Raw genomic sequence first — 15,102 nt, forward strand, 5'->3', positions numbered from 1 at the left:
TTATCTATTGCCTACAGTGCTTTGTCATCCACGCTATTCAGCCAGTTCTCAATGTCCCCCACAATGGAGGCTACAGCTCCATCTTTAAACGGAGAAATAAGACCCGCGTACTCCACGAGTTCAACAAAAGACTTACTGCCACCAACTTGACATAGTTTCAAATAATCAGCCCAAGCCGCTTCATAGTTCTCATGCAGACGAACCCAGAACTGGAAGGCACAGATTTGAGCCAATGTGTAGTCAATATAGTAGAACGGAGATCTGAAAATATGTCCCTGCCTATGCCAGAACCCCCCGTTCTCCAGATATTCATTACCTGCAAAATCACGATGCGGCAAGTATTTTCGTTCGATTTCATGCCATGCTGTTTTGCGTTCAGCTGGAGTCGCATCCGGATTCTCATATACATAATGTTGGAATTCATCTACAGCCACGCCATATGGAATGAACTCCAGGCCTGAGGCTAGATGACTAAACTTATACTTATCTGCATCTTCTTTGAAGAACAGCTCCATCCATGGCCAAGTGAAGAACTCCATGCTCATGGAATGAATCTCACACGCTTCATATGTTGGGAAGTTATATTCCGGTACATCAAACCCACGGCTTTCATACACCTGAAAAGCATGGCCGGCCTCGTGCGTGAGGACATCAATGTCACCAGAGGTTCCGTTAAAGTTGGAGAAAATAAACGGTGCTTTGTAGTCCGGAATGTATGTGCAATATCCTCCAGCCTGCTTCCCTTTTTTACTCACCAGATCCATAAGGTCATTCTCGATCATAAAAGTAAAGAACTCGTTCATCTCAGGTGACAATTCGCTATACATTTTTTTGCCGTTCTCTACGATCCATTCGGGATCACCCTTCGGAGTTGCATTTCCAGACTTGAAAGTAAAGCCCTCGTCGTAGAATAGCAAATGATCAACACCAATACGGCTGCGCTGACGCTCCTTCAGCTTCGAGGCAATAGGTACAATGTAATCTTGCACCTGCTGTCTGAAATTCGCCACCATATCCGCGTTATAATCGGTCCGAGCCATACGCGCATAGCCTAGCTCCACAAAATTGTTATATCCCAGCTTCTTAGCAATCTTCGTCCGCACCTGAACCAATTCAGCGTAGATCCGGTCAAACTCAGCTTCATGGTCTGCCATGAATTGATAACGCGCTGTATAGGCCCGTTCACGTACTTCCCGATCTGTGGATAATTCATAGGGAGTCAATTGTGAGAGGGTAAGCTCTTCACCGTCAAAAGGGATTTTCGCCGATGCGATCAACTGAGAGTATTCTGTCGACAACTTATTCTCTAATTGCAAGTCTTCAATCACTTCAGGACTGAAAGTATTCAATGATAGCTCAGCAAGTGCGAACAGCTGCCGGCCCCACTTCGCTTCCAGCTCAGAACGGAATTTCGACTGGACAAGAGCTCTATAATAATCGGTTATGTACTCCTGTAAGACAGGTTCAGCTTCATCCATGAAATCCTGTTCTGCCTTGTAGAATGAATCATTCGTATCGATAGAGTGACGGATGCTCGCTAAGGTAGATTGTGTAGTTACGTTCTGTCTTAATTCATTAATCGTGGACATAACCTCATCTTGCTTCTCGAAAGAAGATGCTTCGTCGAACTGCTTCAGCAATTTCTTAAACTGTTGTTCAACTTCTTTGATGTCCGGTCGTTTATACGGATATTCAGTAAACTTCATAGATAGGACCATCCTTTCTAGTTACAGAGTATATCTATTATACTAAAATCCGTGAATGCTAAACCCATAAATTTCAATTGCAAATGCCATCATTTAACGTGTTTTCGTATCAATTAATTCTTCTAGTAATCTGGCGATATACTCAGAACCCTTTTGCAAGTCAGCGTGTTCTAAAGTAATCCAGGCATGACGCTCATTCATATCAAGTGATTGTTCAAGCCAGCCAGAGATCCCTCGTCCTCTACGATCCACTTCTACAAGAAGAGATATACCGTCTCTCTCCAAATGCATGATGAGTTCAAGCTCTTTCACTCGATCAGTGAATTCTCTGCCCGGATAGAACTCGATTTCTTGTACAAAAGGTATCCCACGTCCTAACCGTGAATGATATTCACAGGTTGCCTCTTTGAAGCGGAAGCCCAGTTCTGACACTGCATCCAACACTACCGCTGTATAGGGATGTGGGATTACTTCAATAAAATCACGATCCTTAGGATCAATCGCATTCTCGATATCAAGCCCCGTACGCAGCCACACCGGCTGTCTGGACAGGGTAAGCGGTGTTTCTAACGGAAGAGGAAATTCAAATGGAATTTCTAGCTCTTCGCCTTGCTTTACGATCAATTTGTCAGAAGCTCTAACCTTAGCTATTGTGAAGGACTCGGTGTACTTTCTGTCATTACTTTCCTTGGTATACTCCGTCATCAGCTTGACGTAAATATGATCTACACTTTGCTCCACGTTGCCGCCCGTAATGTGTATAATACCCTTTACATCCTCGCCAGGATAATAAGATGATTTCTCAAGACGTGTATCGACCTGAACGGATCCAATTCCTACACTCGCAAGGATTTTATTAAAAAAAGACATACGAAAGCCCCCCAATTTTCAAGATATTGGGGTATACGCTCCCTACACTATAAAGTTTCATCTTATCGTGTAACAAAAAAAGACACGGATCAAAGTTTCCTCCGTGTCTTTTTCATCATCCTCACCTGTTTTATTGGTCAGGTTTCATTAGAAATCGTAAGCTGCATCTTTGGCCCTCTGCATATTCTTGACCGCATCTACATGTAGCACGGTATCCTCGACCAACCGATCAATCCGGAATAAAATATCATCATTCACTATTTCTTTGCGGTGGAAATCCTTTTCCTCCATGAATACATACGTAGGCACGATTTGAGCCTTCATATAGGACAGAATCGGCTTCAATTGCTGCTCTACCATGAGATAATGCTTAGATGTCCCTGCTGTGGCAAGAATGCTCACGACCTTGTCTCGAAATGCATTGACGGGTAATAAGTCAAAAATATTTTTGAGTGTCGCGGGGATCGAAGCTTGAAAGGTCGGGGTCCCGATGATTAGTGCATCTGCAGCCATAATTGTTTCGGTAACGTATTTAGTATCCCCTTCATATTCCCAGTAGTTTCGACCATCACTAAACACCATCTGAACCTCAGCTAAGTCTAGCAGTGTAATCTCTGCCTCCGGATATTTCTCACGAGCTACCTTTAAGGTGTGATCCATGGCTGTTCTGGTCTTAGTCCCTACATTGGATCCGGCAATCATTGCGATTTTCATGATTATCCCTCCCTTATTATTTTGATGTATGTTTCTTAACCGCAGGCATAATTTCGGTTGCAATCAGTTCAATGTTCTGCATAATTTTCTCAAATGGCACGCCACCAAAATCAATTTGTGCCATGAACCGCTGTTGTCCGTACAGCTCGTATTGATATAACATTTTCTCAATGATCTGCTGTGGGCTTCCTACCATCAATGCATCCCGATAGTCGGTGGACTGTGCAAATTGCTGTTTAGGGTAGCCACTTCCTTTAAGTGCCGCCATACCGGAATTGATATGTGGATAGTATTCACGAAGCGCGTCCTGTGAGTCCTGCGCAGTATAGAATAAACTTGTTGTTGCGATCGGTAAAGATTTCGGATCGAATCCACCGCGTGTTGCAGCTTCTCTGTATGCATCCACTGAAAGTTTAAAGTTAATTGCAGGACCACCAAGCGTTGTTAACATCATCGGAACACCTGCATGACCTGCCTTGATCGCACTGGCTGGTGGACCTCCGACTGCCCGCCAGATCGGCATTTTTCCACTTTGCGGCTGTGGAAGAATGGATGCATTATTTAGTGGTGCACGGAACTGCCCCTCCCACGTTACAAGCTCTTCTTCATTCAGCTTCATTAACAGATCCATCTTCTCTTCAAACAGCTCTTCATAATCACGTACATCGTAACCGAGCAGGCTATAAGCGCCAATCCGAGATCCACGACCAGCAACGATCTCAGCACGGCCTTTAGAGATCAGATCCAGTGTTGCGAAATCCTCATATACACGTACCGGATCAGATGTGCTGAGCACGGTGGCTGAACTAGCAATTTTTATGTTCTTGGTTGCTTGGGCAATAGCCCCGAGAATGACTGTGTGCGCCTGTGTTGTGAAATGCGCCTGGTGGCTCTCACCTACAGCAAACACATCAAGTCCCGCCTCGTCTGCTAGCTTGCTAGCTTCAATAATTTCATGGATACGCTGTTCTGCGCTTATCCGTTTTCCCGTAAACGGATTGATTAAATGCTCACCAATCGAATATAGACCAAACTCAATTCCTTTATTTTTGTCAATGCGATATTGTTCCATGTTTATATCTCTCCCTATCAATCTAATGGTGTAAGTGCTGCTTCAATTTCTGCACGTCTATCTTCTAAGAACGGCGGCAAGTCGAGTTCCTTCCCTAACGACTCCACACTGGAATCTGCTGTAAATCCAGGTCCATCCGTTGCAATTTCAAACAAAATGCCATTCGATTCACGGAAGTACAAGCTCTTGAAATAATAGCGGTCAATAATTCCCGATGAATTTAACCCCCGAGCTTTTATAGCTTCATACCAGTAGGTAAGTTCCTCATCATTCTTCACACGGATCGCCAGATGGTGAATGCTTCCCTTTCCCGGTCTTTCCCGAGGTCCATCTTTCTGTTTGACGAGTATCTCCCCGAGAACCTCCCCGCTAACGGACTGATAGATAGCCTCTTGTTCAGATCGAGAAACTTCGATATATCCGAACATCTCTTTTAAAGTTTTCGCCATCGTATCCATACTTCTTACGGTTATTTCAATGGTCCCCATGCCCAAAATACGGTGTGCTTCTTCAACAATAGAATCTTCCCAAGCAGCCCAATATTCCGGTACATTCTGACCTTGATTATTGATCAAGATAAGACGCAATCCTTCAGGATCTTCAAATGGCAATGCTTCTCTGCCAGCATACGTTGTTATATCTCCATGCTCGACGTTAAATAATTCAAACCGTTGCTTCCAATAGTCCAGACTTTCCAAGGATGGAACAAGTAGTCCAATTCCAGTGATCGCATTCGTACCACGAACAGTACTGCCTACCATCGGCATTTCAAAAAACGATAGTTCCGTTCCTGCGCTCCCTGTTAAATCCCCATAAAATAAATGGTACATCGACGGATCATCCTGATTGACGGTCTTCTTCACCCTACGTAAGCCAAGGACTCCCCGATAGAATTGATTATTAAGTTGTGCATTTTTTGTAATCATTGAAATATGGTGATGCCCTGGAATGGTGTACATGTATATTCCTCCTCATGTTTAACTTGATTAATCAAGTGATAGTGTAGAAAAACCACCATTGTTTAGCTATTCAGGTGGTATTTCTTTTTTCTCACTATACTTATGAACACGCGTCATTAAGGTATAAAGTGTCTTCTTCTCTTCTTCTGTCAATACGTCATCAAAGAATGAGGATTGGAACGCTAGCTGCTCAGGCATAGCCTTCTCCAAGATTGCTGTTCCTTGCGGCGTTAAAGAGATCGTCTTCGTCTTCCAATCCTGCTTCCGTTCTATATACCCTTCCTTCTCAAGTCGGGCAAGCATACGTGAAATTCCACCTTGTGTTACGGTCACTTTCTCCGCAAGCTCCATTTGTGTTAAGGGCTGATATATATGAATCTGTGCAAGCACATCAAATTGTGCTGTGGTAAGATCAAATCGCTTTAGGAACTCATTTGACATCTGGTTACTCTGGTTCGTGAAACGCATAAGTCTTAGCCAAATTAATGATCCGATTGTATTATTCTGCATTTCATTTCCCCTCTCCAGTATTCCTTCTTGTTATCACTTTACTACTCAATTGATGAAAAAGCAAGTGGTGATGTTCTGTCTCCCTTATCCGATATTCAAGTTCAAGATGATTCGTTATAGCCCGTTTCAAGCCCCTAGAAATAAAAAAAGGACTTACACAAGTCCTTTTTTCGTTGTATACATACATAGTCAACTTATTTAATATTTCACTCAATCCTCAGCCAGTCATCGTGATGATCTGCCAGTTCCTGTAGTTCATTTATGAATAGACTAGCGTGGTATCCATCACATACTGCATGATGTACCTGCAACGATATAGGCAGTAGGGTTCTACCCTCTTGGTTAAAATACTTCCCCCCCGTAACGATTGGCAGTAGATATTTAGCATCATTCATAATATTAAGATTAAATCCTGTGAATTGAACCCATGGGATGCTAGAAATGGATATAGAGTTCCTCGGTACATTATCTTTGGTTAGAAATCCTTTGACATTACCATACTGCTCCATGTCCTGTTGATAATTCTCATAAAAAGTTTGAAACTCATCTGAGAACTCTGTCCAAATGCTCGAAAAAGTCTGGTCATCCTTATGAAAGATCGTATAGCTTGGTGTCATCCGATCCCAATATCCCACTTCGTCCTTTTCATTCAAGCTTGTTCTGAATTCCACATGTGCATTCACTACCTTAATAATCATGAATATAAACGTTGGGTATAGCTTTATTCCCTTCCCACGGATCGTCTCTAGTAACCCTGTAACATCTACATTGGCCGTCATACTAAATGTGCATTTCACTTGATTTAAGTAATGCTCAAAATAGGGCTTTCTACTCCAATGTTCTACATCAATAATATTAAATTTCATCTTCATGCCTCCTAAAATAATTCGATTCTTATTTCAGGAGGCTTACTTCACTGCTTTCACCAATACCCTCACCCCAAGTGATCGACTAATAACTTAACCTTAGTCTATCTCAATACAAGATTCCGCTCAACTGGCATATATCCATCAAAATCGATCATTAACCAGCTTAATAAATTCACCCTGCTGTTATAGGTCATATGTAGATTTCGAAGCAACATGGCTTCGTATCTTTTATTTGTTGTACAATACATGTATAACACGACCATGCTGGAGGTCCTCTATGTTAAAGCAATTCCAAGATTTCACCTCACCGAGAATGACGAGTCTCAAGAAATTGTATGAACTTATTCGTCTACACGGCCCTATTGGTATCACAGGCTTAGTCGAAATTACGGGCTATAAACCGAGCACTTGCTCACGCTTACTTGATGAGTTAATTCATTCTGGAGTCATTATGGATAGTGGTTTAGGGCAATCGAGTGGCGGTAGAAAGCCTGTAATATACGTGATTAACCCTAACTCTCACTACGTTATTGGAATAGACATTTCACCATTACACATTACGTATACATTGCTTAATTTGAGTTTAGATGTTCTAGAAAAAGATTTACTAAAGATAAATGAAAGCACGATATCCGAGGATATCATTCAATTTCTATGCAGCAGAATTAATGCATCCATCAGCAACTATGACATTCAGGATTCACAACTGCTCGGAATTGGAATTGGGGATAATAGCCTTGAAATACAATACAATGGCTATATGGATACTGACATAACTTCGGACATCCATCATTCCTTCCGCACTATTTATTTTTCAGAGATACAAAAACAGTTAGAAGATACATACAATGTCCTTGTACGAAGTGAAAAGGGAATCAATCTAGCCGCATTAGGTGAATATCGCAAGTTATATAAAAATGTCTCAAAGAACTTAGTCTACACTCTCTGTGGTGTTGAGATTAAATCGGGAATCATTATCCAAGGAAATCTATATGAACAAAAACACGCCATACAAAACACTTTAGGTCATACCGTTATTGATGTTCACGGAAAGAAATGTTATTGCGGAAAATTTGGTTGTCTAGCTACATACAGTAGTATTCCAGCTATACGTGAAGAGATCATACGCCAGCTCAAGCGAAGCAAGCCCTCACTTCTCAATCAAATGGTTCAAGATATTGAATACATTAATACAGAGAACATATTAGAAGCCATTAGACAAGGAGATCCGTTATGTCATTCCATTGTTGAGGATGCTGCATTCTACTATGGTATTGGACTTTCCAATCTAATTAATTTATTACTTCCTGATATCGTAGTCATAGGTGGCATGCTCTCTATGGAATCTGTTTTTTATGAGAAAGTAGTAGAAACCATTCAACACAACACCGTGCAAAATCACAGTTATGAGATCCAAATTGTAAGAACAACATCGGGGTACAATTCGATTGCCATCGGTGCAGCGAGCCTCATCTTAGATTATTATGGAGTATAATGAAATCAAAAAAGTCTTCAGCTAAGACATGTTGCTATGTCCGCTGAAGACTTTTTTGGTATTCGCTCCATATGCTACTATTCTTGGAACTGTTCCTGCTTGTTCATCTCAGTTCTACCCGCTTGATCTTTATCTAATACAAATTCTACCCGATCAATGATCCCGCTAAATGGGAACTCTTGAGGATAAGAAAGCGTTACGGTTGGTGTGCTATCATATCCGAGACTAAGCCCTTTTCTAGAAATTTTGGACTGATGTGTCTTAGGGAACTCTCTCTCAGCTATCTTTTGGTCATTAATGTACAATGAACCTGTTCCACCAATCGAATCTGGCTCCTTATCGAACTGATAAGTGATCTTTAGCTTACCAGTAGGAACATTCCCCTGTGCCTCTAATGCATAAATAATTCTAAAATGATTGTATTCGAAATGGAGTTTATTCTCTTTAATATAAAGTGTATAACCACCATCATAATTACCAAAGGCAACAAGAACACCTTCACTCTTGGAGTCTTCCCGCTCACAGAATACAGTCATAGTATACGAACAACCTACCGTTGGCGGAGCTGCTGCTGAACCAATATGCGTCATTCCCCCATAATACACAAATGTATTACGATCCGTTACGGACTCAGGATTGTATCGCGTGATATCTTTCCAGCTAATATTCTCCAGTGGAAGAACATTATATTTTTCTGCTTCTCTCCACCATAAATCAATGAGCTCCTGTAGTTTCTCAGGATACTGTTCCGCCAAGTTGTGACTCTCTGTGAAATCTTCTCTTATATTAAACAATTCCCACACATCATCATTAAAGTCTGAGCCCTGTTGATGAAAGGTAACGGCTTTCCAGCCATCATGAATCATCCCCCGATGACCCCACATTTCAAAATGTTGAGTTGTCTTCCTTGATTCTACCTGTGCATCATTAAAGGTATAACGCATACTTTGCCCATGCATTGGAATCTGCTCTACACCTTTAATCACATTTGGAGCCTCAATATTACATATATCTAGCATTGTCGGCGTAATATCCGTTACATAGTGGAACTGATTCCGAATGATCTCGCGATCCTGGAGTTCTCCGTTTGGCCACTTCACAATTAACGGTACTCTTGTGCCACCAAAATATGATGTTTGCTTATAAAACCGTAGCGGTGTATTACATACTTGGGCCCATCCATTCGGATACTCACAACTTACACGGTCTCCATATAAGTTATCGTATTCCTCAAGCAATTCCTCTAATGTATCTTCTGCACCCTCTACAATTTTGGAATAGTCAATGCTTCCATTTCTACGTCCCGTTGAACTAGCGCCATTGTCAGAGATAAATACGATAATGGTATCATCTAACTTCCCGATTCTTTCTAAATGCTCAAGCAATTTCCCTACCTGTGCATCCGTGTGCGTAAGGAATCCTGCATAGATCTCCATAAGCCTAGCGGCGACTTTCTGCTCATCACTCCCCAGCTCATCCCAATGTCTTACACCAGGATTATGTGGAGGTAACACTGCATCTTCAGGGATGATTCCAAGCTCTTTTTGTTTTTTGTAGCGATTTTCTCGAATGGTATCCCATCCTACATCATACTTACCTTGATACTTTTGAATGTATTCTAAAGGTGCCTGATGTGGAACATGCTGAGCACCGAATGATAGGTAGAGGAAGAATGGTTTCTCCGGGACAACGGATACATGATCCGTTATAAATTGCTTGGCATGATCCACTAAATCCTCAGATAAATGATATCCTTCTCTATTCGGTGTTGGAATGAAGTGATTATCATAGACCAAATCGGGATGGAACTGATCCGTCTCACCTTCCATAAAGCCATAGAACCGCTGGAATCCCTTACCTAGTGGCCAGTAATCATAGGGTCCCGCTGGTGAAGCATGGTGAACGGGCGCTAAGTGCCATTTACCTACAGCAAACGTTCCATATCCTTGATCCTTTAAGATCTCAGATAGCATACCTGCATTATGCGATACTCTACCTCGAGTATTAGGATACTCCGGCCCCAGATCAAAATTCGTAATATTCGCCATACCTACGGAGTGATGGTTGCGTCCTGTTAATATGGAAGCGCGTGTAGGTGAGCACAACGGCGTTACGTGAAAGTTATTATAACGGATACCATCCTCCGTTAAACTATTAATATGCGGTGTTTCTATTTCCGATCCATAACAGCCCAAATCCGAAAAGCCCATATCATCCATTAAAATATAAACAATGTTAGGGTTATTCTGCTTATGTTCTCTGCTCATATTGATTTCCCCCTTCTATACTTTTCTAGAGATACTATCATCACAATTAAGCTATGGATTCATCGGTTTTTCCAATCTTGTTAAAGTTCTTATTAAATACTCTGGTGAAAATAAAGATAGCAACAGCAATCATAATCATTAATACCAGTGCAATATTGCTATACATACCGGAATCAACATTTGAGGAAGTATCCACGATTTTTCCCATCATAAATTGTTGGCCGTATAACATCGCAACGAAGGCTCCACCCAGTGAACTTCCTATGTTGAGCACCAACTTCTCGATTCCAATCCCCGCTCCATGCTGATCCTCAGGAAGCAATTGCGTGTAGTTCGTGAGATAACCAGAGAAGAATAAAGCATAACCGATATTAAATAGACCCATTCCAAGGAACGGAAACACGACAGAATACCCTACCAAAAAGGCTACGACACCTAGACCCGCAAGAATAAAAGCCCCTCCAAGCAAGCCCATATTACGATAACCAATCTTCTTAATGATGCGCCCTGTCAGCATGCCTGTAATAAACGCTGCGACATTTGTAATCATATAGAACGTCCCAATAATACTAACGGACATGCCATATACCGATTTCACAATGAAAGGAAAAATAAATGCAAAACCGATTTGGGTTCCATAGAACAGCAAACATACAACAAGTGACCAGATGATGCCTTTTGTTTTGAAAAGCGACGGTTTAACGAATGGATCTTTACTTTTATTCGTATGTACGATGAACACTCCAATAAAGACTAGAGCAATCAAGAACAGACTCAGATGCTGCATTTTAAAAGTCATGAATGTAATAAGTAAAGCAGAAATGACCGTCAACAACGATACTCCTAAAATATCAAACTTACCTGTTTTACCATCATCTTTTGGAAGGTGCTTATAAATAATCGGTACGCCGATTACAGTAATTAATGGAATTAAAAATGTAACCTTCCAGTGGAGATATTCTGTAATATAGCCACCGAATAAGTTCCCACATGCTGCTGCCAATTGGAATATAGCTGCGTTATACCCAAAATATTTAGCTGCCGTTAACTTATCAAAATACTTAATGGCAATAACAATCTGTAACGCGACAGGTGCAGCAATCGTTACAGCGAACAAGACACGGAATAAGATAAGCAAGACGAAACTATCCCCAATAAATAGACCGAGTAAGGTCACAACAGGAAATACAAAACAACTAAATAAGACTAACTTGCGGATACTCATTATATCTGATAGTGCAGTTACGACAATTGCAGCCACACCAAAGAACAATTTCCCGAGTGTTACTACTAGACTGACGGTAGAAGGACTAACTCCGAAGTCAACAGCTAGATTAGGCGTAATTAGCGAAAATATATTCTCATTGAAAACTTGGAAAAATTCGAACAAAAGAATCCATGGCATACATTTAGCTACTTTACGCATGAGTTCTTCTTTTTGTATAGGATTTAATGCATTCATCAGATTACCTCCAAAAGCTCATGATGTGTTTCCTTCTCACAAATCTAGCTAACTTTCGCTTACAAAATAATTACGTCCTCCTCCACCTATTAAATTGCCTACTCGCATCTCTTCTTATTTCTTTGAGCCATTTAAATATACCGTTAACCTTCCCTTTTAGTAAATACCTTTTTGTCATTTTTGAGAAAAAGATTCGTGATTAAGGAGTATAAATTGATATTTATACCATTATTTTGTTAAAAAATACATCAATACTCGAACTTTACACCAATTATATTTAAAGATCGTTCTGATCAGGGAGATTAAGTCCTCTTTATACAAAAAACATCCGTTCGCTAAGGAATTAGCGAACGGATGTCGTTGAGTATTCCAATATTCATCACTTGTGCAGATCTAATTTCCCACCGTGGTAGCAGTAATAAGTTCCCGCTTGTAAAGACTTAATCTTCTCCAAGGATTGTTGCGCCTTCTCCATATCCAAACAAAAATGTGGGTTCGCAATACACAACTCATTCTTTTCAAGAACAGCAGCATCACCTGTAATCACACTGTTCAACTCAGGAAGATAGAGTGAGATATGCCCTGAAGTATGACCTGGTGTGGCTATAACTTTGCATTTATGATCCAATATCATTTGACCCTCATGTAACTGCTCGTCAACTGCAACATGCTTTAGATTCTTTAATTGTTGTACAAACCACTTACCGAAGTCTATCTCTTCCAGAGGCATGTTTGCTAGCATCTCTTCGGCCTGAGCCAATCTCTCCGACTTTACTTCACCACTGATATATTGGGATTCAATTTCATTGGCAATGATTCGAACAGATGGATACTTTGCTTTGAACGCATGTAAAGAACCTATATGATCATCGTCATAGTGCGTAACAATTATATTTTTTAACTGATCCATGTTATATCCATTGTTCAGTATTTCTTTCTCGATTAAAGGCAAAAAATCAGCATACCCTGTATCGACTAAAGTTAATTCACGATTTATCTCGATTAAGCTTGGATATATGTATTGCTGTTGTCCGTTAAATTCAACTTCTATCGGTAGTTCTATAATCTGCATGTTTCTAAACCTGCCTCATTACTCTTTAATTTGGATGAATTCAATCTCTTTCGCACCAGGCTCTAATAACAATACCGCAGATAACCGGATAACCTCCCCATCGGGATCGGTATGAAAAGTTAGCGATGTTTTAAGCTCAAACGCTGTATAATTCAATTCAAATAAACTGCCGTCCATATGTTTAAGAGGTAATTTCATGGAGTTGAATTCTACTTCAAGCTCAGTTCCCACTTGCTCGATGACCATAATACCATATCCTGGGTGTTCATAGGAGCCAACAAGATTCTCAAGCGGTATCCCTAACGGCCTAGACTTTTTCTTGTCATTTGTTTTCTCTATGTTATCCGAAGATGGATCTTCTACCGGTTCTGAATGATTCTTCATTCTTGTAAGAGCCTGACCACTCCAATCCTCAACTTCACCACCTAGCAGACGATCCAATATATGGTTGGACATGTACATCGGAAGAGGTGTTCCATTCAAATTCGATAAGACAACCACACCGATCTTCTCCGCAGGCATAAAGGCAACATGAGCGCTAAATCCATCAATGCTACCTCCGTGGTGCATCATCCGTGAACCGCGATAAGGTTCAATCGACCAGCCAAGTCCATAACAGTTAATATCCATATTACTTTGATTGATGCCAGGTACTCCATCTACCATGTGAGGCATATGGAGCGTTGCCAACATATCTTGTGAAACAATTCGTTCACCGTCAAATAGCCTCTCATTCATCTGTAACTTGATCCATTGGGCCATATCTTTGACATTAGAATTAATAGATCCAGCCGGACCCATCGCATCAATATTACGAAATGGAACAGCTTTATGCTTGTCTTCATGTACCACATAAGGAAGTGCATAGTCATCTTGCAACTGTGTTGTTTCTACTGAGAATTGACTGGATGTCATTCCTAGCGGGGTTAATATTCTGTTCTGCACAACCTCTTCCCAAGAGGAATTACATACATGACCTGTAATATAACCTGCAGCCATATACATAATATTTTGATACTGCCATTTCGTTCTAAAATCCACATTGGGTTCTAAATACTGTAGTCGTTCTATAATCTCTTCTCTATTAAGTGGTGAGTTATACCACATCAAATCATGCCTAGGTAAACCTGAACGATGACACAGCATATCTCTCACTGTGATCCGCTCGCTTGCCAACTCGTCATGCATTTTAAAATGTGGAAGATATTCTTTTACAGGGGTATCTAAATCTAAAGTTCCTTCATCCGCTAGAATTCCTGCAGCTAAAGCTGTAAAAGCTTTCGAACAAGATCCGATGGCAAATAGGGTATCGGGCGTTACGGGTAGTCTCTGATCGATATCGCGATGTCCATATCCCTCCATCATGATGACTTCCCCGTCTTTAACGACCGCAATCGATAGCCCCGGCACCTTCCACGCCTTCATCTGTTCCTCGATGTAACGATTTAAGCCTAATAAAGATTCAACTTCCATCCATGTATCTTCCATGTCTACTCCTTCATGTACGTATTGAATTTATCTTCTAGTACGTATTCAACATTTAACTGCAAATACCTTGAAGGAGTAATGTCTTCGTTCATGTCACGATTTATTTTAATCTTCCTATGGATAAGTTAACACGATAATTCCCGAACTTTAATAAGCGTTCAAGAAAGATGTCTAACTCTTCATTAGAAGAAAAATGTGTTTTTAATAAGTAACATCCATCACCACTTGTACGATGAACTTCGGAAATGGCTTCTTCTGCTTGAAAAAAACGTTTGAACTCTTGATGATTCGTGGTTTGTACAAATACAGTGACAAAAGCAGTTACTACTTGTCCTAGTCTGATACGGTTTATTGCAATTGTATATTGTTCAATAACCCCTAAATCCTCTAATCTTCGAATACGATTTCCAACAGCCTGCCCCGTAAGATGTATCTTTTGACCAAGTTCTTTCCATTGTATTCTTGAGTTTTCACTTAATAATTTCAGTATCTCAAAATCTGTCTGATCAAGAATATCAATCAATCCTTTCATCGCGAAAGTAGAAAGTCAGATTGTGTTTCAGCAACTTATTCTGCTTATCGCTACATTTCACTATACTTAGTTTATTCTCTTAGAGC

The 15,102-nt window shown here is 40.7% G+C and carries 13 protein-coding genes; 1 reads left to right on the forward strand and 12 read right to left on the reverse strand.

Translation table 11 applies throughout. The features are described from left to right. Positions 1-11: 11 nt before the first annotated feature. The 7 genes from AC3WJJ_RS24120 to catA form a co-directional block, all read right to left on the reverse strand. Positions 12-1,706 carry a M3 family oligoendopeptidase gene (locus AC3WJJ_RS24120; RefSeq protein WP_492544545.1) on the reverse strand — a complete coding sequence of 565 codons (1,695 nt, stop codon included), beginning with the start codon at positions 1,704-1,706 and terminating at the stop codon, positions 12-14. Positions 1,707-1,799: 93 nt separating this feature from the next. Then, on the reverse strand, positions 1,800-2,576 hold the full coding sequence (locus AC3WJJ_RS24125; protein ID WP_492544547.1) for a sporulation protein: 777 nt from the start codon (positions 2,574-2,576) through the stop codon (positions 1,800-1,802). A 147-nt stretch (positions 2,577-2,723) separates the two neighbouring features. After that, positions 2,724-3,290, reverse strand: a complete 567-nt coding sequence (locus AC3WJJ_RS24130) for an NADPH-dependent FMN reductase (RefSeq protein WP_492544549.1) — start codon at positions 3,288-3,290, stop codon at positions 2,724-2,726. 16 nt (positions 3,291-3,306) lie between these two features. Continuing rightward, positions 3,307-4,362, reverse strand: coding sequence for an LLM class flavin-dependent oxidoreductase (locus AC3WJJ_RS24135; protein ID WP_492544551.1), 1,056 nt, complete (start codon positions 4,360-4,362; stop codon positions 3,307-3,309). A gap of 17 nt (positions 4,363-4,379) precedes the next feature. Next, positions 4,380-5,321 carry a ring-cleaving dioxygenase gene (locus AC3WJJ_RS24140; RefSeq protein WP_492544553.1) on the reverse strand — a complete coding sequence of 314 codons (942 nt, stop codon included), beginning with the start codon at positions 5,319-5,321 and terminating at the stop codon, positions 4,380-4,382. 66 nt (positions 5,322-5,387) lie between these two features. Next, on the reverse strand, positions 5,388-5,831 hold the full coding sequence (locus AC3WJJ_RS24145; RefSeq protein WP_492544555.1) for a MarR family winged helix-turn-helix transcriptional regulator: 444 nt from the start codon (positions 5,829-5,831) through the stop codon (positions 5,388-5,390). Between the two features lie 206 nt (positions 5,832-6,037). Continuing rightward, entirely contained in the window at positions 6,038-6,697 is a 660-nt protein-coding gene (catA, locus tag AC3WJJ_RS24150) for a type A chloramphenicol O-acetyltransferase (RefSeq protein WP_492544557.1), read from the reverse strand. A gap of 280 nt (positions 6,698-6,977) precedes the next feature. Between catA and AC3WJJ_RS24155 the strand changes: the two genes are divergently transcribed. Beyond that, the gene (locus AC3WJJ_RS24155; protein ID WP_492544559.1) at positions 6,978-8,195 is read left to right on the forward strand and encodes an ROK family protein; all 1,218 of its coding nucleotides are present in this window, start codon (positions 6,978-6,980) and stop codon (positions 8,193-8,195) included. Between the two features lie 77 nt (positions 8,196-8,272). Here the strand turns inward: AC3WJJ_RS24155 and AC3WJJ_RS24160 are convergent, their stop codons facing one another. From AC3WJJ_RS24160 to AC3WJJ_RS24180, 5 genes are all read right to left on the reverse strand, one after another. Then, positions 8,273-10,462 (reverse strand): arylsulfatase, encoded by a 2,190-nt coding sequence (locus AC3WJJ_RS24160; RefSeq protein ID WP_492544561.1) that lies wholly within the window; start codon positions 10,460-10,462, stop codon positions 8,273-8,275. 46 nt (positions 10,463-10,508) lie between these two features. Beyond that, positions 10,509-11,924: an MFS transporter gene (locus tag AC3WJJ_RS24165; RefSeq protein ID WP_492544563.1), complete on the reverse strand. Its 1,416-nt coding sequence runs from the start codon at positions 11,922-11,924 to the stop codon at positions 10,509-10,511. 379 nt (positions 11,925-12,303) lie between these two features. Then, positions 12,304-12,996, reverse strand: coding sequence for an MBL fold metallo-hydrolase (locus AC3WJJ_RS24170; RefSeq protein WP_492544565.1), 693 nt, complete (start codon positions 12,994-12,996; stop codon positions 12,304-12,306). A gap of 18 nt (positions 12,997-13,014) precedes the next feature. Then, complete coding sequence (locus tag AC3WJJ_RS24175; protein ID WP_492544567.1) at positions 13,015-14,484, reverse strand: serine hydrolase; 1,470 nt, start codon at positions 14,482-14,484, stop codon at positions 13,015-13,017. 100 nt (positions 14,485-14,584) lie between these two features. Continuing rightward, the gene (locus AC3WJJ_RS24180; RefSeq protein WP_492544569.1) at positions 14,585-15,016 is read right to left on the reverse strand and encodes an Lrp/AsnC family transcriptional regulator; all 432 of its coding nucleotides are present in this window, start codon (positions 15,014-15,016) and stop codon (positions 14,585-14,587) included. Positions 15,017-15,102 lie beyond the last annotated feature (86 nt).

Source organism: Paenibacillus sp. FW507-14B1B, assembly GCF_058781425.1.

Bases quoted from the DNA above. Each gene is read 5' to 3' on its own strand.
- AC3WJJ_RS24120 (WP_492544545.1), bottom strand. From the start codon at position 1,706: ATGAAGTTTACTGAATATCCGTATAAACGACCGGACATCAAAGAAGTT.
- AC3WJJ_RS24125 (WP_492544547.1), bottom strand. From the start codon at position 2,576: ATGTCTTTTTTTAATAAAATCCTTGCGAGTGTAGGAATTGGATCCGTT.
- AC3WJJ_RS24130 (WP_492544549.1), bottom strand. From the start codon at position 3,290: ATGAAAATCGCAATGATTGCCGGATCCAATGTAGGGACTAAGACCAGA.
- AC3WJJ_RS24135 (WP_492544551.1), bottom strand. From the start codon at position 4,362: ATGGAACAATATCGCATTGACAAAAATAAAGGAATTGAGTTTGGTCTA.
- AC3WJJ_RS24140 (WP_492544553.1), bottom strand. From the start codon at position 5,321: ATGTACACCATTCCAGGGCATCACCATATTTCAATGATTACAAAAAAT.
- AC3WJJ_RS24145 (WP_492544555.1), bottom strand. From the start codon at position 5,831: ATGCAGAATAATACAATCGGATCATTAATTTGGCTAAGACTTATGCGT.
- catA (WP_492544557.1), bottom strand. From the start codon at position 6,697: ATGAAATTTAATATTATTGATGTAGAACATTGGAGTAGAAAGCCCTAT.
- AC3WJJ_RS24155 (WP_492544559.1), top strand. From the start codon at position 6,978: ATGTTAAAGCAATTCCAAGATTTCACCTCACCGAGAATGACGAGTCTC.
- AC3WJJ_RS24160 (WP_492544561.1), bottom strand. From the start codon at position 10,462: ATGAGCAGAGAACATAAGCAGAATAACCCTAACATTGTTTATATTTTA.
- AC3WJJ_RS24165 (WP_492544563.1), bottom strand. From the start codon at position 11,924: ATGAATGCATTAAATCCTATACAAAAAGAAGAACTCATGCGTAAAGTA.
- AC3WJJ_RS24170 (WP_492544565.1), bottom strand. From the start codon at position 12,996: ATGCAGATTATAGAACTACCGATAGAAGTTGAATTTAACGGACAACAG.
- AC3WJJ_RS24175 (WP_492544567.1), bottom strand. From the start codon at position 14,484: ATGGAAGATACATGGATGGAAGTTGAATCTTTATTAGGCTTAAATCGT.
- AC3WJJ_RS24180 (WP_492544569.1), bottom strand. From the start codon at position 15,016: ATGAAAGGATTGATTGATATTCTTGATCAGACAGATTTTGAGATACTG.